Genomic DNA, 17891 nt, shown 5'->3' with positions numbered 1-17891 from the left:
TAATAGCAATTTTACAATGTAGGTTTGTAAAAGTAATAATTATTCAATGTGTATAGTTCTATAACTAAAAAAAGCGTCACTTAGTATAAACCTTCGTGACGCTCTAGTGTTATATCATTTGAAAGAGTTAACCTTCGTAACTTTCCTCAACATCTGTGTTGAATTGACTATGTGGAAATAGTTTTGTCGGTACGATTTTCTTAGATAAGATAGGGTCTAAAGCTTGATTAGCTTTATTTATTTTTGCGTCCATATTATAAAGAAGTTCATCATTTTCAGCTTTGTAAATACTTAGTTTTAGTTTATTCTTTTTATAATCTAACACAGTGTATTCATTGATTTCTTCTGTATCACTATAGTAGTCATATACATAATCCAATGCTCTCAAAGCTACTTGACCGCTTTCAAGAATCCCATCTTTTATTGTTGCTTGGTGTATTAATTTACCATCTTCATAGTTTAAATAAGTTCCATTAAGCATTCCATTTGTTATACGGTAATGTAGCATTAGCTTACCTGAAACATCGTATATTTTTCTTTCAGAAGTGTTTGGATTAGTAAAGTACTCTTCAGCTAATATTTTTTTATCCTCATCAGCCGTGCGATAAATAGTTTTTGTTTTCTTTCCACTTTCATAGGTCTCTTCTGAGGTATATTGCCAATAATCTGTGGTTAAGACACCATTATATGGTTCTCCTGCTTTGTACTCCATACTTGATAGTAAGTTCCCTTCCGAATTATAAGTCTGTGAAAGACCATTTTTTAATCCGTCTTTGTAATCAGTAATACTAGTTAATTGGTCATACTCATAGGTCTCTTCGCGCACTAACTCACCTGCTTCATAATGGTTTATAGCATACGGACTGTTAGATCCGTCATAGGTGTAAGATAAAGTTTCTTTTCCTTCTTTTTTTCCGTTTACATAAGGTGTGACCGTTAGTGTGTACTCATCTAAGATGTGCGTCTTTCCATTATATGGAGCTCCATCTTTATACGTAGTTTTAGTGACAATATTTCCTTGTGCATCATAGAATATTCCTTCTTTATTAAAGTCAATTTCATATGCCAAGAAGTATTTTATTTCTTGCCCATCTTCAGAAGACAAATAAGCTATTGCTTCTACAGGAATATACACTTTTGCATACGTTGCTACACCAGCATTAAATTTTTCAATACTCTTGATTTGCTTGTCAGAGTAATACTCATATTTAACTCCTGTATTTGTGTTATAATCATACGTACCAATTTCTTTTCCTTTAAGGTCGTAGTACGTTGACTTTGACGGGGTAGTGTTGTAATAATCCTGTTCAAGTAATTGAACTTCTTTTACTTTACCATTGGTGAAATAACTTACTTTTTTTGTCTCAGTATTATTGCTGTAAAAAGTTTCTTGTACGAGTTGAAAAGGAGGAGTTCCTTGACTCGTTTCATATTCTGCTACGTAAGTCGTTAGTCCTTTTTCATATTTGATTACTGAGCTAAATATTCCACCATAATGAAGGTATGAAGTTCCATTGTATGGTATACTACTACCATAATATTCATCAGCTTTATAAGTAAGTCGTCCAAGCTCTTTTCCATCTTTTGCATAATAGATGCTCAGGTTGTCTTTTTGCTCTTCAATTAATTGTTTTGTATTTGGATAGTACACTTTTTTAGAAATAATAACTCCATTTTTGTAAGTAACTATTTCATTTTCTTCATAGGATGTACCATCTTGTGGAGAATACCCATCATAAGTAAGGTTCCCTAGTTCTTTGCCATCTTTATCATAATAGACTGTATGACTAGGGTTAGATGTTTCTGCGTCATAAGTTATGATACTTTGAATGGTATTTTTATCCGTTGTCGTATAGAAGTTGGTAAACTTTACTATAGTTCCTTTGTTGTACTCATAAATCTGGGAAATGATATCACGAGTACTATTATCGTAGAAGTAAATAACTTGCCCATCATAATTTTCTTCATATCCATTGGTCATATCTGCTGTATAAGTTCCCAAAACTTCACCGTTTTTGTTATAGTAAGTTTCTGTTTTAGTAGTCCCTTCCACCTTCATTTCACTTTTTAGCTGACCATTGCTGTAATAGTGTTTTTGAGCAATTAATTCTCCCGCTTCATAGGTTACTGTTTGTGCAAATACATAATCTTGTTCCGCAAGATAAGACATTGTTCCAGTATAAGGAGATCCATCTTGATAGTTCATTTTTTCTATCTCATTACCATTGGCATCAAAGGTTTGTGAGCTAGTTACTCTTCCTTCTTCATCAAAAGTGAAATTAATCTTCTCTTTAGGGGATGCGGGATTGATGTATTCAAATTGTTTGAAAATTCCTTGTTCTGCTTCACCTAAATAGTACACGCCATTGACATATTGGATTACTTTACCGTTTTCTAGTGAACCAGAAGAGTTTTCTCTAAATGAGGCTTGGTAAGTTTCACCTGTAAATATATTGTGTGATACAGCATTTGTAGGTTCTCCTTCTTCGTTGTACATATAGCTCATTTGCTCTTTTCCGTCAGGAGTGAAATAACTAACCTTCCCATTATAAGAAATTGTTTTAGAATTACTGACTATACCTTGTCCTTTTATGATTAGTTGGTCGTTTTCAAGCGTATAAGTATTAAGGGGTTGAATAGTTTTTTTTTCAGCATTATACGGAGTATAGTTTAGGGCTAAACTTTTCTCTACAGGCGTATTATACCTAGTAGTAAAGATTGTGTCTTTGGCAACTTGGGCTTGTGCAGCCAGAGAAGATAAGACAACTGCAGGTAATAATCTTTTAATCATTTGATCGTGTTTTTTTTCTTTATATAAGAAAGTAAAAGTAGTAAACAATCTTAAAAATTATAAAATGTTCACAAGAATTTGTGATATTATAAGTGAGGTGCTTACAATGCGTTTTTATGAAGTGGATTACTTGATTGTTCGACGAGTTTTCTTTTTGACTTAATTGTCGTTTTAGTTGAAAAAAAAAGCCTTCACGGTTAGTGAAGGCTCTTAGTAATAAGTAAGTTAAGTAATTGTAATATTGATATAAAATACTAGTCAAACGAATACACCTAGTTCAGCAGTGTATTACTCTAGTTCTAGTTCTTTTTTCTTGAACAACAAACTACTATTCATAAGAACAATAGCGGATAAAATGAGTAGAATACCTACCCATTGAATTAGGATAACATCTTCGCCTAGTACAAGGAATGCTACCGTAACTGAAGCGGGTAATTCTAAGGATGAAATAATACTTCCTAACCCTACACCTGTCAATGGAAATCCCATATTTAGAAACATAGGAGGGAGTACTGTTCCAAATAAGGCTAATACTAATCCCCAGCCATAGAAAATACTAAAGTCAAAATCACGGATACCACTTGTGTTATCAGAGAATTGTTGATATAAGTTCATCATAGTTTCTGAGTTGTTAGGGCCTATTTGTGTGATAAAAACAAAAATACTAACAATGATAGTAGCTCCGATTAGCATAGACATACTACGTTTAGTAGCTGTTAAATGGTTTGCAATTCTTCCGGAAGCAAACATCGTAGTAGCAAATGAACATGATGCTAAGAAACCAAAGATTACACCTCTTATATCAAGGTTGATCTCGTTGGCTAAAACATTTGTTGCTAAAAGGGTTCCAAAGAGAATTAAGGAAATAGCGACTAGCTTGGTTGTATTAGGAAATGTTTTGGTCGCAATACTGTCTAGTACTACACCAATCCATACCGATTGCATCAACAATACCACGGCAATAGAGGCGTCAATATAACTCACAGCCATGTAGTAAAGTACAGATGTAAATCCCATAGATGTACCTGCCAAAATCAGGTTGCGGATATCTTTACCCGTTGCTTTTGCTTCGTCTGATTTTTTCTTGCGAAAAAAGTGAATTAACGATACGCATAGTAGTCCCAGTATAACTTGAGAGTAAGTTACCTCCGCAGTTGTATATCCACTTTTATATGCTAGTTTTACAAATGACGCTAGCATACCAAAGCTTGATGCACCTAAAGCAACAAGGAAAACTCCTTTGACCACATTATTTTGTTCTTTCATCTCTTTCAAATTTGCAAGGCAAAGGTAGGTATATTTTTATCTGTCCTATAGGACAAATGTCTACCTGGTGCCTAGGTATTGTTATATTTTTATTCTGTTACTAAATAGACGTAATAAGGGTTGAATATAATGAAAAGTTCGCGAATTGTAGGTGTGTATTTTGAATACTTTGATTGATATTTACTTAGCTTTGAGCGTTTAGTTTGTTCCTTGAGTTGACTATCTTATTTTTTGATATGTGCAATGATGCGTGCAGTATGCTTGAGGTATGCGTGCAGTTTTGTTGCCGAGAACTATGTTTTTGGGCAGTATACCTCAGGTATTCTGCACTAATCAGCAAGGATAGGGTAGAAATATGTTTGTTTCACTTAGTTTAGGGTGGGTTAAGTATATTTTTTTTTAGTGAAAATCACTAATGGTTAAGTTTTTAAAGGAAATGGAAAAGATATGCAGTAAAGAAAGTAAGTGTATTACTTAGAAAAAGAGACATTACAAAATTGTAAGGAAGGGATTATCAGCCAGAAGTAGCTAATCTTTTTGTTTCAAAGCGATAAGCGTTTAGAAGAGAAAGTATTGTATATAAAATAAAGACAGCTATAAATAGGAGTCATTAATACAAAAAAAGCTGAGTGTAATCACTCAGCTTTTTAAAAATCAAAATATAAAGGGTATTAACTATTTCAAGTTGTTGAAATTTCTTTTCACAAAAGCAGTAAGTTCTTCTCCTTTTAATAAACCTTGTGAAAGTTTGGCTAAATCCATTGCTTGTTTAATGCTTTCTGATCTTGTAGCTTCATCTTTGTTGTTGATGATGTTACTAGCCAAATCAGAGTTTGTATTAATTGTAAGGTTATACATCTCTGGTAGGTTCCCCATACCAAACATACCTCCGCCACCTGATGATTGGCTCATCTCTTTCATACGACGCATAAACTCAGGTTGCGTCAGAATGAATGGCTCATCAGCGCTGTCCATAGCTTCTAATTTTACGGTGTATTTGTCTTTAGGAACTAAATTCTCTACGATCTCCTGAAGTGATTTTTGTTCATCTTCAGAAAGTCTAGAGATCGTGTCCTCTTCTTTCTTGATCAAGTTATTGATGTGATCAGCATCAACACGTGTGAACGTCATTTTTTCGTTTTCACTTTCTAGTTTTTGAATTAAGTGAGATACGATAGGAGAGTCAAGTAGTACAACTTGGTATCCTTTATTTTGAGCAGCCGTAATATAACTGTGTTGAGCATCTTTGTTTGAGGCATATAAGATGACAAGATTACCATCTTTGTCAGTTTGTACATCTTTTGTAGCTTCTTTCAACTCTTCTAAGGTATAGTATTTGCCATCTACCGTAGGATAAAGAGCAAAAGAGGTTGCTTTTTCGTAGAATTTTTCTTCTGAAAGCATACCGTATTCCAATACAACTTTGATATCATTCCATTTGCTTTCAAAGTCTTCTCTGTTTTCATTAAATAAAGATTTCAACTTATCAGCAACTTTACGTGTGATATAGTTAGAGATCTTTTTCACATTACCATCTGCTTGTAGGTAAGAACGCGAAACGTTTAATGGGATGTCTGGAGAATCAATCACCCCTTTTAACATCGTAAGGAAGTCAGGAACGATACCTTCTACATTATCAGTAACGAAAACTTGGTTTTGGTACAATTGGATTTTGTCCTTCTGCATCGATAAATCAGCACTTAACTTAGGGAAGTATAAAATACCCGTAAGGTTAAAAGGATAATCAACATTTAAGTGAATGTGGAATAGAGGTTCCTCAAACTGTGTTGGATACAACTCTCTATAAAAGTTTTTGTAATCTTCGTCTGAAAGCTCAGAAGGTTGTTTTGTCCATGCTGGAGTAGGGTTGTTAATGATAGTATCAACTTCTACTTTATCGTCACCTTCACCTTCTTCGTGTGTACCAAATTTGATAGCTACAGGCATGAACTTGTTGTATTTTACAAGTAATTCACGAATTTTTGATTCTTCTAAAAATTCTAAAGAATCTTCTGCGATATGTAATACGATTTCTGTTCCTCTGTCTGCTTTATCACATGCCTCTAAGGTATACTCAGGGCTACCGTCACAAGTCCAGTGCGCAGCAGCTTCGCCTTTGTATGATTTAGTGAAGATTTCTACTTTATCAGCAACCATAAAGGCAGAGTAGAATCCTAACCCGAAATGTCCAATAATTCCTGAGTCTTTTGCTGAGTCTTTGTATTTTTCTAAGAATTCTTCCGCTCCAGAGAAAGCTACTTGGTTGATATACTTTTCTACTTCTTCCTTAGTCATTCCTAGACCTTGGTCGATGATGTGCAGTTTTTTGTTTTCTTTATCTATTTTTACCTCAATGATAGGATTGCCATATTCTACGTCAGTCTCTCCTATAGTTGTTAGGTGTTTTAATTTTAGTGTTGCGTCAGTTGCATTTGAAATTAACTCTCTTAAAAAGATTTCGTGATCACTGTACAAGAACTTTTTGATTAGTGGGAATATGTTTTCCACTGTAACGTTAATTTTTCCAGATGTCATAATATTATATTTAATGTTGTTATATAATCTTCGTATTTTGTAATGGCTAAAAAACAAAAAAGATACCAAATGAAAAAAAAGTGTCAATTTGGCAGATTAGTGTCTGAGGTATATTGATTCTTTGTAAATTTGTAATGAAAAATTTGAAAATAATAAAAGGATATGAAAAAAGTACTTTATTTAGGAGCAATAGCTTTGTTTGTTGCTTCGTGTAAGCCCACAATGGATACAAAGTCACAAGTAGGACTAAAAGGAAACTGGACTTTAGTGAAGGTAAACAGATTAGGAGGGGACCTCGTAAAGGTTAATTCTTTTAATATCGCAGATGCAGACTGTTTTGTAGGTAGCCAGTGGAACTTTGTATCAAATAATAATACAGGTCATTTAGCTTTGACAAAAGCAGGTAACTGTCCAGCATTTGAAAGTGATTTCAAGTGGACTATTTCTCCAGCAGGTCAGTTTGAGTTTAAATTTATCGATGAAGGTGTAAAAGCTAAACACATTACTACAGGATATTCGATGCATGTGAAAAATCAGACCGCGACTTCATTTGAATTAGTAGATAAATTTTATGCAGGAGGTCAGGCTTATGATGTAACATATAAATTCGTGAAAAATTAAAATTGTTAGGTATGAAAAAAATAGCAACTTATGCATTAGCGGGTACGCTACTAGCTACATCAATTAGTTTTACGAGCTGTACTGCTGTAAAGAATTCGAATAATACCCAGCGTGGTGCGGCAATAGGTGCTACGAGTGGTGCTATTATTGGCGGTATATTGGGTAATAATATAGGTAAAGGAGGTAATGGAGCACTAGGAGCTGTACTAGGAGGAGTAATCGGTGGTGCTGCCGGTGGTACCATTGGAAATAAAATGGATAAACAAGCACGCAAAATTGAGCAAACTGTACCAGGAGCTCAAGTAGAGCGTGTAGGTGAGGGAATTAAATTAGTCTTAGGAGAAAACTCTGTAAACTTTGCCCTTAATCAAGCAACACTTACTGATAAAGCAAAAGCTAACCTTGACAAGTTGATAATTGTCTTTAAAGAAGAACCAGATACTTATATTGATATTTACGGTTATACTGATAATACAGGTAGAGAGGAGTATAATCTTGCTCTATCAAAAAGAAGAGCTGCCTCTGTAAAACAATATTTAGTACAGAATGGGGTAGCACATTCTCGTATCAAAACAGATGGATTGGGAATTGCTGATCCAATTGCTTCAAACGATACAGATTCAGGTAGAGCACAAAATAGACGTGTTGAATTTGGTATTCGAGCGAATGAGAAAATGATTCAAGATGCACAAAACGAAGCAGGAAGCTATTAATTAGATTCTGCTTTTACATGATATATAAAGGAGTGTTGTAGTTTATCTACGACACTTTTTTGTTAGATAAAGTGAATAGGTGTTCGCTAACAAAGTAAAAACGAGTAACCTTTTAAGGTTACTCGTTTTTAGATTTTTGAATAAGTAATAGTAATTGTTCGATGACAAGTCTAACAATCTGTACAGCTTAAGACTCTGTCCTCACTCATTTTGTATGTGTGGTTTTCTTTTATATGTGCAAAGTCATCATCATCTAAGTTTTCTTTTGTTTTCGCATCGATGTATATGTTTTTACCTACAGGTATGTAAATTTTGAATTCCAAGTCTTTAGCGTCTAAATAGGTATCCGAAACAACAAGTGTGTCTTTTACTTTGCGTGTTTTGATACTTTCGATATCAACCGTTAATGCCATTTGCTTGTTTTTTGTTGTAATAGTCTTAGAGAAATCACCATTTATCTTTACATACGTATTGTTTTGGTAAGTAGGAAGGATTTCATAATCAACAGGTAAATCACTTGCTAGTTTTGTCGATAAGTAATTCGTAAAGTCTTCTGAATCAGTTTCAAAAAAAGCAGGAGTTACGTAAGCAATGTGTAATACTTCTGTTTCAGGAAAGTCAATATTGATTTTTTGGATAATTTCCTTTGAATCCATTTGAACAGAGTTGAATTGGTTAAAGTCGTAGTTTTTCATGTTTAAAAATGGAACTGCGAATGCGCCAATTAGAACCAGCCATACAATAAATAGTCCTACTATGGTAGCAAAGACATATCGAATGTTCGTATAGATCAGTCTAAGTCCGATAAGTATCAATCCAATGAAAGGAATAGCTGCAATAAAGAAAGCTAGGGTTGTACTCAAGGTATATGTAAAAGGAGATGTTACAAAGAAAGGGATATGGTTGTTTATCCCTTCTGTGATGATTATATCTTTGTTTACATAGGTAGCGATACCTCCTATGATGATACCCAATAACGCTAAACTACTAATAGCAATTAGGAAAATACCAATCAAATTCTTTAACCACTTAGCACTTTTTTGTCCTGCTTTTTCAGTGGTTTGTTTAATTTTGTTATAATCCACATCATTAATTTTGTTAGTCACATAATCAATGTTGTCTTTTACTTTTTTTTCAATAGTGGAGATATTAATAGGTTCTCGTTCCATTTCTAGTATTTGTGACGTAGTTTTTGCCTTTGGGACTACAATCCAGAAGATGAAATATAACAATACTCCTGTTCCATAGAACAATACTAAGATTAAGAAAAGGATACGTAACCACAACACATCGATTTTTAAATAATGAGATAGTCCAGATAATACCCCTCCTAATATTCCATTTTTACTATCTCTATATAATTTTTTAGATCCAGAATAGACGAATTGTGTCTCTTGTGTGGTTTCATCATCTCCTAAAGTGTAATCTTCAGGTTTTCCCATAATATTAATGATAGCATCAACATCATTTACTGTAATTACTTGGTTGGTATCTGTAATTCGCTCTGTAAATAATTCAGCGATTCGAATTTCGATATCGTGTATGATTTCGTCTTGTTCCTCTTGTGTAAAAGAGCGTCTGATCGCTTTTAGGTAATTGTCGAGTTTGTAGTAAGCATTTTCATCAATGTGAAATACTAATCCTGCAATATTTATAGTTAAAGTCTTATTCATCGTTTGTCGTTTTAATAGTTATTTGATTAACGGCTTTTGATAGTTCGTCCCACGTTTTGGCTAATTCTTGTAAAAACAGATCTCCTTTTTCAGTCAAGCAGTAATACTTTCTTGGTGGACCTGAGGTGGATTCTTCCCAACGATATCCAAGAAAATCGTCGTTCTTTAACCTTGTCAATAGGGGATAAACAGTACCTTCAACTACGACAAGTTTTACTTGTTTCAATTCGTCTAGTATTTCAGAAGTATAGCAATCTTTTTCTTTTAGTATGGATAGAATGCAGAACTCTAAAATACCCTTACGCATTTGGGCTTTGGTGTTCTCAATATTCATATATATTGTTTTTTGGTTCTCTTAATTTTCTTATACAAAGATATGTTTAAAAGACAGTACTTTGTATAACACAGTAGTTTAATTTAACTATATTTTAACTTTTTAAGTAATTAAAAAGAAGTGTTTTTTTATTGCTAAGGTTACTGTTTATAAGGGATTAAGAGCTTTGTTGAAGCAATAATGTTATTGTGTTACTTCAAAGTATATATAAATGATTTAATATCGTTACATTCGTGTTTTTGATAAGAATAAACACATAGCTTATGAAAATTCTAGTTACAGGTGCTACAGGTTTTATAGGAAAAAGATTAGTTAGTCATTTATTAAAGCAAGGGCATACGATTCACTTTTTATCGACGAGTAAAAGAAAGTTAGCTACGCAAAAAAATAATGTTCGAGGTTATTATTGGAATATAGCTACGGGAGAAATTGACGTCAGCGCTTTTGACGCAGTAGATATAATTATTCATTTAGCTGGAGCAAATATTGCAGGAAGTTGGTCTAAGCTAGGAAAGCAAGCAATTATAGATAGCCGTGTACAAAGTTCGAAGCTGCTATACAATACATTAAAAAGGATAAAACATAATGTCAGTCAAGTAATATGCTCTTCAGCAATTGGTATTTATGCAAATACGGATGAAGTACAATCTGAAGATCAATTTACCTTAGCTACTAATTTCTTAGGAGAGGTCGTACAGCAATGGGAGAAGGCAAATACTCAACTGAGTGAATTGGGCATAGGAGTGACGCTATTGCGTATTGGATTAGTATTAGATAGTCAAGAAGGAGCACTTCCGAAGATGGCGATGCCAATACGCTGGGGAATGGGTTCCGTCTTAGGTAGTGGAAAACAGGTATATTCATGGGTTCATATAGATGATTTGGTAGGATTGTTTTATTATTTAATGATAAATCGTAAAGAAGGGATTTACAATGCTGTTGCTCCAGAAGCGGTAAGTAATCGCGTGTTTACAATGACTTTGGGTCAAGTACTTCATAGACCAATATTTTTACCTACGATACCTGGTTGGTTGATTAGACTAGGGTTAGGAGAAAAATCCTGTCTCGTCTTGGAAGGGCAGCGCGTAAGTTCGCATAAAGTTGAATCAGAAGGGTATCAATTTATTTATAGCAATTTAGTTGATGCTTTGGAAGATATCTATAGTCAATAGAGGGTGTCTATTAAAATATTGTATTACTAGATTATATAAATACTGGTGGTAAAAGCGTACCTCATAAGATAAGGGATAGAGTGATGATAATTATCGTGTCATTGTGGCAGTAATGTATAGTTGGCAAAGGATTTGCTTATAAAGAAAGCAAAGTATAACAATAACACTTAGTAAGATATGAGTACTGAAAATAAAGATATAAATACAGAGAAGGACATCGTTCAAGAAAATATAGAACAAACAGAGAACCTAACACAAGAGGAAACCCTTAGCGCAGAGGAGCAGTTAACGATACAATTAGCAGAAGAAAAAGAGAAATTTTTGCGTCTTTTTGCTGAGTTTGAAAACTATAAGCGCCGTACAGCTAAGGAGCGTATCGAATTGTTTAAAACAGCTAGTGAGGAAGTAATGGTAGCAATGATGCCTGTACTTGATGATTTTGATCGTGCTCTAACTGAGTTAGAGAAACAAGGAGACAGTGACCATTTGACTGGAGTTAAGTTGATTTCTACAAAATTAAATGACACTTTGGCAAATAAAGGATTGACGGTAGTAGAAATTAAAGCAGGAGATGACTTTAATTCTGATATTTCGGAGGCTGTAACACAAATACCAGCAGGCGATGAGATGAAAGGAAAAGTGGTAGATGTAATAGAAAGAGGATATAAACTAGGTGATAAGATCATTCGTTTTCCAAAAGTGGTAATCGGACAATAATATAGTATCAAACCTATAAATAATAGATAAACAAGACAATGAAAAAGGATTATTACGAAATATTAGGAGTTGATAAAAATGCAGATGCCAATGCAATAAAAAAAGCATATCGCAAGAAGGCTATTGAATTTCACCCTGATAAAAATCCAGATGATAAAGTAGCTGAAGAGAAGTTTAAAGAAGCGGCAGAAGCATACGAAGTATTGAGTGATCCAGATAAAAAAGCAAGATATGACCAGTATGGGCATGCGGCATTTGATGGAGCTGGTGGATTCGGTGGTGGTGGCCATATGAATATGGATGACATCTTCAGTCAATTTGGAGATATATTTGGAAGCGCATTCGGCGGCGGCGGTGGTTTTGGCGGATTCGGCGGCGGCGGCTTTGGCGGTGGTCAGCGAAAAGTTAAAGGAACAAGTCTTCGTATTAAAGTTAAACTAACTTTAGAAGATATCGCTAACGGAGTAGAGAAAAAGATAAAAGTAAAGCGCAAAATACAAGCACCAGGTGTAACGTATAAAACTTGTACAACGTGTAATGGTTCAGGGCAAGTAGTCAAGGTAATGAATACAATGCTTGGACGTATGCAGACAGCGGCACCGTGTGATGCATGTCACGGAAGTGGTCAGATAATGGATCACAAACCAGCAGGAGCAGATGCAGATGGATTAATCATGCAAGAAGAGACTGTATCTATTAAAATACCAGCAGGTGTAGCAGATGGCATGCAGTTAAAAGTAGCAGGTAAAGGAAATGAAGCACCAGGTAAAAATAGTATTGCGGGAGATTTATTAGTAGTCATTGAAGAATTAGAGCACGAAACACTACAACGAGAAGGTGATAATCTGCATTATGATCTATATATAAGCTTTGCAGAGGCAGCTCTAGGTGGTTCGAAAGAAATAGAAGCAGTAACTGGACGTGTCCGTATTAAATTAGAAGAAGGTATTCAGTCTGGAAAAATTCTACGTTTAAAAGGAAAAGGATTACCGTCAATCAATAGTTATGGTAACGGGGATTTATTGATCCACGTAAACGTTTGGACACCAAAGAAATTGTCAAAAGAACAGAAGGAATTTTTCGAAAGCATGTTGGAAGATGATAACTTTAAACCAACGCCGTCAAAAAACGACAAATCTTTTTTTGAAAAAGTAAAGGAAATGTTTTCGTAATTAAAAAATTAGTCATACTTTTGACGCACACTTATTAAACAGTGGATTTTCTTTTTCATAGCAATTTTTCCCAACCTTATTGAATAAATAAGGTTGGGTTTTTTTATGCCTATATGAAAATGTAGGACTGCTTTAAAATATTAGAAATAAAAAAGTATTTTTACACAAAATAATAGACCTTACCTATGCAAACGATATTAGAAGTAAATGATGTTGTAAAAAAATATTCTGATAAAGTAGCTTTAAATCATGTATCGCTTTCGGTACCAGAAGGAACCATCTATGGATTGTTAGGACCTAATGGTGCAGGAAAGACTTCATTAATCCGAATCATCAATCAAATTACATATCCTGATAGTGGTCAAATCTTATTAGATGGACAGCTATTGAACCCTAGTCATATAAAAGATATTGGTTATATGCCTGAAGAGCGCGGTCTTTATAAGACGATGAAAGTAGGTGAGCAAGCTATGTATTTGGCACAACTGAAAGGAATGTCAAAGCAAGATGCTAAAAAGCAATTAAAATATTGGTTTGAAAAATTAGGGATTGAGGAGTGGTGGAATAAAAAGATACAAGAGCTTTCTAAAGGAATGGCTCAAAAAATTCAATTTGTTGTAACGGTACTTCACGAACCTAAACTTTTGATACTAGATGAGCCTTTTTCAGGTTTTGATCCTGTAAATGCCAATATTATTAAAGATGAAATAATTGAGTTAAAAAATAAAGGAACCACTATTATCTTTTCTACCCACCGTATGGAAAGTGTTGAAGAAATGTGTGATCATATTGCTTTAATTAATAAGTCAAATAAACTAATTGAAGGAAAGTTAATTGATGTTAAGAAGGAATTCAGAACACATTTGTATCAAGTAGGAATCCTAACAGATAACGTTCAACAATTAATGATTAAACTTTCAGAAAACTATAAATTGACCACAACGGAGTTTAAGTCCTTAAATAATGAGCTTCAATTAGAGATAGATTTAGGTACCCGATTGCCGAATGAATTGTTGCAAGTATTGACTGAAAATGGACAAGTAACTCATTTTGTAGAGAAACTGCCAACTGTAAATGATATCTTTATTCAAACTGTAAGTAAATAAAATGAATATATTATCCTTAATAATAAAAAGAGAATTTATAGCTAAGGTTCGAAATAAGTCATTTATTGTTATGACATTTTTGAGTCCACTTTTTTTTGTAGCTTTAATGGTTTTTGTAGCCTATTTAGCTTCAATGAAAGGTGAAAACAAACAAATAGCTATACACGATGAAAGTGGATTGTTTTTTAAACAATTCAAAAATAATGATGCTTTTACTTATCAAGATCTATCAGCAATAGATGTTGAAATATTAAAAGATAGCGTCGCTGCAGAGAAATATGAAGGTCTTATTTATATTCCAAAGCAAGAGGTAATAACAGACTATGAAAAGAATATCTATTATATCTCGAATGATAGCCCTAGTCTTACTTTTATTAGTAAGGTAGAGTTATTAGTAGCTGATAAAATTACACATGTAAATCTACAGAATAAAGGGATTGATACACAAGTGATAGATCAAGCCCAGGCAAAGGTTAACTTAAAACTAACTAAAGCAACAGGTGAAGAGACAGTAAGAGGGCTTAATGAAATAAAGATTATTATTGGTGGAGCTTTTGGGTATTTCATCATGATGTTTATAATTATTTATGGAAATATGGTAATGCGCTCAGTGATTGAGGAGAAGACTAATCGTATTATTGAAATTATTATTTCTTCCGTAAAGCCTTTTCAATTGATGATGGGGAAAATTATAGGAACCTCAATGGCTGGTATATTACAGTTTATTATTTGGGGAGTTGTAGGAGCTTTTCTCTTGATGGGAAGTAGCTTTTTATTAGGTATAAATGGAACGCCAGGTATGACAACTGTAGAGGTAGTAAATACAGCAGGGTCTATTTCACCAGAAGTTTTAGGAGATATCCAAAACTATGTTCACGAGATATTGAGTTTGCCATTGTTGTCAATGTTTATTTATTTCATCGTGTTCTTTATAGGAGGGTATTTTTTATATAGTTCTTTGTATGCAGCGATTGGTGCTGCAGTAGATAATGAGACTGATACGCAACAGTTTTTATTTCCGATTATGTTGCCATTAATGTTAGGTGTTTATATCGGTTTCTTTACAGTGATTAATGATCCGCATGGATCAATAGCAACAATATTTTCAATGGTACCATTCACCTCGCCAATTGTGATGTTAATGCGTATTCCATTTGGCGTTCCAGTATGGGAGGTTTTATTGTCTATTGTTATATTATTTGCTACATTTATACTAGTAGTATGGCTTGCTGCAAAAGTATATCGAATTGGTATTTTAATGTATGGTAAGCGCCCTTCTTGGAAGGAATTATACAAATGGTTGAAGTATTAAAACAAACTCCTAATATAGTAGTATGACAAAAGTTTCGAAAATTCTAATTGTGGAAGATGAAAGCTCAATTAGAAGAGTATTAAAAAAGATTTTAGAGGAGGAGTCAAGCAGCTATCAAGTTGATGTAGCTGAAGATGGAGAAGAGGGGTTAGAAAAAATTAAGGCGGAAGATTATGATCTTGTAATTAGTGATATCAAGATGCCTAAAATGGACGGGGAAGAGCTCTTAGTTGCAGCTAAAAAGTTGAAGCCGGAGACTGTGTTTGTTATGATTTCAGGACACGGTGATTTAGAAACAGCAGTTACTACTATGCGATTAGGTGCTTTTGATTATATTTCTAAGCCGCCAGATTTAAATCGTTTGTTAACTACTGTTCGCAATGGTTTGGACACAAGTAAACTAGTGGTTGAAAACACAATATTAAAGAAAAAAGTTAATAAGAAATACGATATTATAGGAGAGAGTACACCAATTGTACGTATTAAGGAAATGATAGAGAAAGTAGCTCAAACAGAAGCAAGAGTCTTAATCACGGGATCCAATGGTACAGGAAAAGAGTTGGTGGCTCATCAACTACATTTGCAAAGTAAACGTGCTGCTCAACCATTTATAGAGGTCAACTGTGCTGCGATACCTTCTGAGTTAATCGAAAGTGAGTTATTCGGTCACGTAAAGGGAGCTTTTACCTCTGCTGTAAAGGATAGACCAGGAAAATTTGAATTAGCTAATTCTGGAACTATTTTCCTTGATGAGATAGGTGATATGAGTATGCCTGCTCAGGCAAAGGTACTCCGTGCGCTACAAGAAAATATGATTACACGTGTAGGAGCAGAAAAAGATGTGAAAGTAGATGTTCGTGTTTTAGCAGCGACGAATAAGGATTTAAAAAAAGAAATAGCAGAAGGGCGTTTTAGAGAGGATTTATATCACCGATTAGCGGTAATTTTGATAGAAGTACCTTGTCTAAATGATCGTCGTGATGATATACCTTTGTTATTAACTCATTTTGTCAAGCAAATAGCTAATGAACAAGGAACAGTCGCCAAAGTGCTTACAGAGGAGGCAATACAATTATTAAAAGAATACGATTGGACAGGTAATATCCGTGAACTTAGAAATGTAGTTGAACGTTTGATTATATTAGGAGGTAAAGAAATCTCTAAAGAAGATGTGGAGTTATTTGCGAATAAATAATTATGAAGTTAAAAAAGATTAATAGTACATTACAAGAGAACTTATTACGCAACGGGTTGGAGATGCCAACTGAAATGCAAAAAGCTACTTTTGGAAGAATTAAAAGTGGTCAAGACTTTGTCCTTTTAGCACCTAGTGAACAAGGAAAAACGACCGCGATGATAATGGCTGCAATACAGCGTTGTGAAGTACCTGTTGAAACAGAAATTGCAACAAAGGTGCTTATTGTTGTTAAAGATAAGCAGGAAGTGGAACGTTTATTGGAATTATTTGATCTATACGGGAAGTATTTAGGTATTCGTGTATATGGTACATATGACCATACAGATATGGATGAAGATAAAAACCAATTGTCTTTAGGTAACGATATTTTGATTGGTACGGCCAACCGTTTAAACGAGATGTTTAGTAGTGCAGGGTTTGACGTTAATCAATTGAAAATGTATGTTATTGACGATGTTGATGTGCAATTGAGAAATCGCTTAGAACCTAAGCTATATCGATTATCTGAAAGTATAGGAAAAACACAACGCGTGTATTTTGGAAAAGACTATGTCGAGCAAATGGATATGTTTTTCGACAAGACAATGACAGAGGATATGGAGTGGTTAGAGTTCGATAACGAAGAAGAAGAGGAGTAAGAGCCATAAAAAAAAATAGGATATAATACCACAAAAGCGATTACAGATACTGTAATCGCTTTTGTGGTATTATACATCTATTTTAGCTGTTTTATTGCGTGGTAGATTTCCATTTGTCCTTTTTGAAAGATATCTCCTCCAAATTCTTCATTGTCTAAAGATAAAGTTTTGATATTTTTTACACCTAAGATAGAAAAGATGAGTTCGAGGTAGTTTGTTTGAAAATTCATGTGTTGATTTTTTTCTCCTTGACCATATCCTGTATCACCTCTACTAGATAAAATGTATACTTGTTTGTTTTTTAGTAGTCCTACATAATCACCGTCAGGAATGCTTGAGCGAAATTTCCAAGTTTCATTAATACGCATAATTTGGTCGATATAAGCTTTTAGTCCACTTGGAATAGACCAATTGTACATTGGAACACCTTACAGAAGCTTGTCAATGAAGCTGTACAAGACATTAAGGTACAAGAACGATGGAAAGCTTTAGATGTCGAAAACACTCAAATATTAGAAGCAAAAAAACAAGGTGAGCACTTTATACCTTTTGAGTTTGATAATGGAGATACAGCCAAGCAACTACTTATAAGAAGTAGATATCTACTAACAAAAGATACTAGTAAATGGACAGAGAGTCAAAA

Annotated in this window: 15 protein-coding genes; 9 read left to right on the top strand and 6 right to left on the bottom strand. The window is 34.1% G+C overall.

The genetic code is table 11. The annotated features are described in order from the left end of the window. Window positions 1–127: 127 nt before the first annotated feature. From GJV77_RS04970 to htpG, 3 genes are all read right to left on the bottom strand, one after another. Complete coding sequence (locus tag GJV77_RS04970; RefSeq protein ID WP_155035254.1) at window positions 128–2791, bottom strand: toxin-antitoxin system YwqK family antitoxin; 2664 nt, start codon at window positions 2789–2791, stop codon at window positions 128–130. A gap of 288 nt (window positions 2792–3079) precedes the next feature. Next, window positions 3080–4057, bottom strand: coding sequence for an EamA family transporter (locus GJV77_RS04965; protein ID WP_155035253.1), 978 nt, complete (start codon window positions 4055–4057; stop codon window positions 3080–3082). Between the two features lie 675 nt (window positions 4058–4732). Beyond that, complete coding sequence (htpG, locus tag GJV77_RS04960; protein WP_155035252.1) at window positions 4733–6592, bottom strand: molecular chaperone HtpG; 1860 nt, start codon at window positions 6590–6592, stop codon at window positions 4733–4735. A 162-nt stretch (window positions 6593–6754) separates the two neighbouring features. Between htpG and GJV77_RS04955 the strand changes: the two genes are divergently transcribed. Both GJV77_RS04955 and GJV77_RS04950 read left to right on the top strand, forming a co-directional pair. Continuing rightward, a complete protein-coding gene (locus GJV77_RS04955; RefSeq protein ID WP_155035251.1) occupies window positions 6755–7213 on the top strand; it encodes a lipocalin family protein in 459 nt (152 codons plus the stop codon). An 11-nt stretch (window positions 7214–7224) separates the two neighbouring features. Then, window positions 7225–7926 carry an OmpA family protein gene (locus tag GJV77_RS04950; RefSeq protein WP_155035250.1) on the top strand — a complete coding sequence of 234 codons (702 nt, stop codon included), beginning with the start codon at window positions 7225–7227 and terminating at the stop codon, window positions 7924–7926. A 170-nt stretch (window positions 7927–8096) separates the two neighbouring features. Here the strand turns inward: GJV77_RS04950 and GJV77_RS04945 are convergent, their stop codons facing one another. Both GJV77_RS04945 and GJV77_RS04940 read right to left on the bottom strand, forming a co-directional pair. Continuing rightward, window positions 8097–9599 (bottom strand): PspC domain-containing protein, encoded by a 1503-nt coding sequence (locus tag GJV77_RS04945; RefSeq protein ID WP_155035249.1) that lies wholly within the window; start codon window positions 9597–9599, stop codon window positions 8097–8099. Then, window positions 9592–9933 (bottom strand): PadR family transcriptional regulator, encoded by a 342-nt coding sequence (locus GJV77_RS04940; RefSeq protein ID WP_155035248.1) that lies wholly within the window; start codon window positions 9931–9933, stop codon window positions 9592–9594. Before GJV77_RS04940 ends, GJV77_RS04945 begins: the two co-directional genes overlap by 8 nt. 263 nt (window positions 9934–10196) lie before the next feature. Between GJV77_RS04940 and GJV77_RS04935 the strand changes: the two genes are divergently transcribed. The 7 genes from GJV77_RS04935 to GJV77_RS04905 all read left to right on the top strand — a co-directional run bounded on the left by GJV77_RS04935 (window position 10197) and on the right by GJV77_RS04905 (window position 17248). Beyond that, window positions 10197–11105, top strand: a complete 909-nt coding sequence (locus GJV77_RS04935; RefSeq protein WP_155035247.1) for a TIGR01777 family oxidoreductase — start codon at window positions 10197–10199, stop codon at window positions 11103–11105. Window positions 11106–11282: 177 nt separating this feature from the next. Beyond that, complete coding sequence (locus GJV77_RS04930; RefSeq protein ID WP_155035246.1) at window positions 11283–11822, top strand: nucleotide exchange factor GrpE; 540 nt, start codon at window positions 11283–11285, stop codon at window positions 11820–11822. Window positions 11823–11860: 38 nt separating this feature from the next. Continuing rightward, on the top strand, window positions 11861–12994 hold the full coding sequence (gene dnaJ / locus GJV77_RS04925) for a molecular chaperone DnaJ (protein ID WP_155035245.1): 1134 nt from the start codon (window positions 11861–11863) through the stop codon (window positions 12992–12994). A 185-nt stretch (window positions 12995–13179) separates the two neighbouring features. After that, complete coding sequence (locus GJV77_RS04920; protein ID WP_155035244.1) at window positions 13180–14100, top strand: ABC transporter ATP-binding protein; 921 nt, start codon at window positions 13180–13182, stop codon at window positions 14098–14100. A 1-nt stretch (window position 14101) separates the two neighbouring features. Next, window positions 14102–15412 (top strand): ABC transporter permease, encoded by a 1311-nt coding sequence (locus GJV77_RS04915; protein ID WP_155035243.1) that lies wholly within the window; start codon window positions 14102–14104, stop codon window positions 15410–15412. A 22-nt stretch (window positions 15413–15434) separates the two neighbouring features. Continuing rightward, complete coding sequence (locus GJV77_RS04910) at window positions 15435–16607, top strand: sigma-54-dependent transcriptional regulator (RefSeq protein ID WP_155035242.1); 1173 nt, start codon at window positions 15435–15437, stop codon at window positions 16605–16607. A 2-nt stretch (window positions 16608–16609) separates the two neighbouring features. Then, window positions 16610–17248 (top strand): DEAD/DEAH box helicase, encoded by a 639-nt coding sequence (locus GJV77_RS04905; RefSeq protein ID WP_155035241.1) that lies wholly within the window; start codon window positions 16610–16612, stop codon window positions 17246–17248. A gap of 77 nt (window positions 17249–17325) precedes the next feature. Here the strand turns inward: GJV77_RS04905 and GJV77_RS04900 are convergent, their stop codons facing one another. Next, window positions 17326–17667 carry an NAD(P)H-dependent oxidoreductase gene (locus GJV77_RS04900; RefSeq protein WP_240142823.1) on the bottom strand — a complete coding sequence of 114 codons (342 nt, stop codon included), beginning with the start codon at window positions 17665–17667 and terminating at the stop codon, window positions 17326–17328. Window positions 17668–17891: the final 224 nt, after the last annotated feature.

It is taken from the genome of Myroides pelagicus (assembly GCF_009711055.1).
In the GTDB taxonomy this organism is placed as follows: domain Bacteria; phylum Bacteroidota; class Bacteroidia; order Flavobacteriales; family Flavobacteriaceae; genus Flavobacterium; species Flavobacterium pelagicum.
The sequence above is the reverse complement of the archived record's forward strand: the minus strand, read 5'-3'. Positions and strand labels throughout refer to the sequence as shown.

What these genes read in the sequence shown, in the direction of transcription:
- GJV77_RS04970 (WP_155035254.1), bottom strand. Translation starts at nt 2,791, where the DNA reads ATGATTAAAAGATTATTACCTGCAGTTGTCTTATCTTCTCTGGCTGCA.
- GJV77_RS04965 (WP_155035253.1), bottom strand. Translation starts at nt 4,057, where the DNA reads ATGAAAGAACAAAATAATGTGGTCAAAGGAGTTTTCCTTGTTGCTTTA.
- htpG (WP_155035252.1), bottom strand. Translation starts at nt 6,592, where the DNA reads ATGACATCTGGAAAAATTAACGTTACAGTGGAAAACATATTCCCACTA.
- GJV77_RS04955 (WP_155035251.1), top strand. Translation starts at nt 6,755, where the DNA reads ATGAAAAAAGTACTTTATTTAGGAGCAATAGCTTTGTTTGTTGCTTCG.
- GJV77_RS04950 (WP_155035250.1), top strand. Translation starts at nt 7,225, where the DNA reads ATGAAAAAAATAGCAACTTATGCATTAGCGGGTACGCTACTAGCTACA.
- GJV77_RS04945 (WP_155035249.1), bottom strand. Translation starts at nt 9,599, where the DNA reads ATGAATAAGACTTTAACTATAAATATTGCAGGATTAGTATTTCACATT.
- GJV77_RS04940 (WP_155035248.1), bottom strand. Translation starts at nt 9,933, where the DNA reads ATGAATATTGAGAACACCAAAGCCCAAATGCGTAAGGGTATTTTAGAG.
- GJV77_RS04935 (WP_155035247.1), top strand. Translation starts at nt 10,197, where the DNA reads ATGAAAATTCTAGTTACAGGTGCTACAGGTTTTATAGGAAAAAGATTA.
- GJV77_RS04930 (WP_155035246.1), top strand. Translation starts at nt 11,283, where the DNA reads ATGAGTACTGAAAATAAAGATATAAATACAGAGAAGGACATCGTTCAA.
- dnaJ (WP_155035245.1), top strand. Translation starts at nt 11,861, where the DNA reads ATGAAAAAGGATTATTACGAAATATTAGGAGTTGATAAAAATGCAGAT.
- GJV77_RS04920 (WP_155035244.1), top strand. Translation starts at nt 13,180, where the DNA reads ATGCAAACGATATTAGAAGTAAATGATGTTGTAAAAAAATATTCTGAT.
- GJV77_RS04915 (WP_155035243.1), top strand. Translation starts at nt 14,102, where the DNA reads ATGAATATATTATCCTTAATAATAAAAAGAGAATTTATAGCTAAGGTT.
- GJV77_RS04910 (WP_155035242.1), top strand. Translation starts at nt 15,435, where the DNA reads ATGACAAAAGTTTCGAAAATTCTAATTGTGGAAGATGAAAGCTCAATT.
- GJV77_RS04905 (WP_155035241.1), top strand. Translation starts at nt 16,610, where the DNA reads ATGAAGTTAAAAAAGATTAATAGTACATTACAAGAGAACTTATTACGC.
- GJV77_RS04900 (WP_240142823.1), bottom strand. Translation starts at nt 17,667, where the DNA reads ATGTACAATTGGTCTATTCCAAGTGGACTAAAAGCTTATATCGACCAA.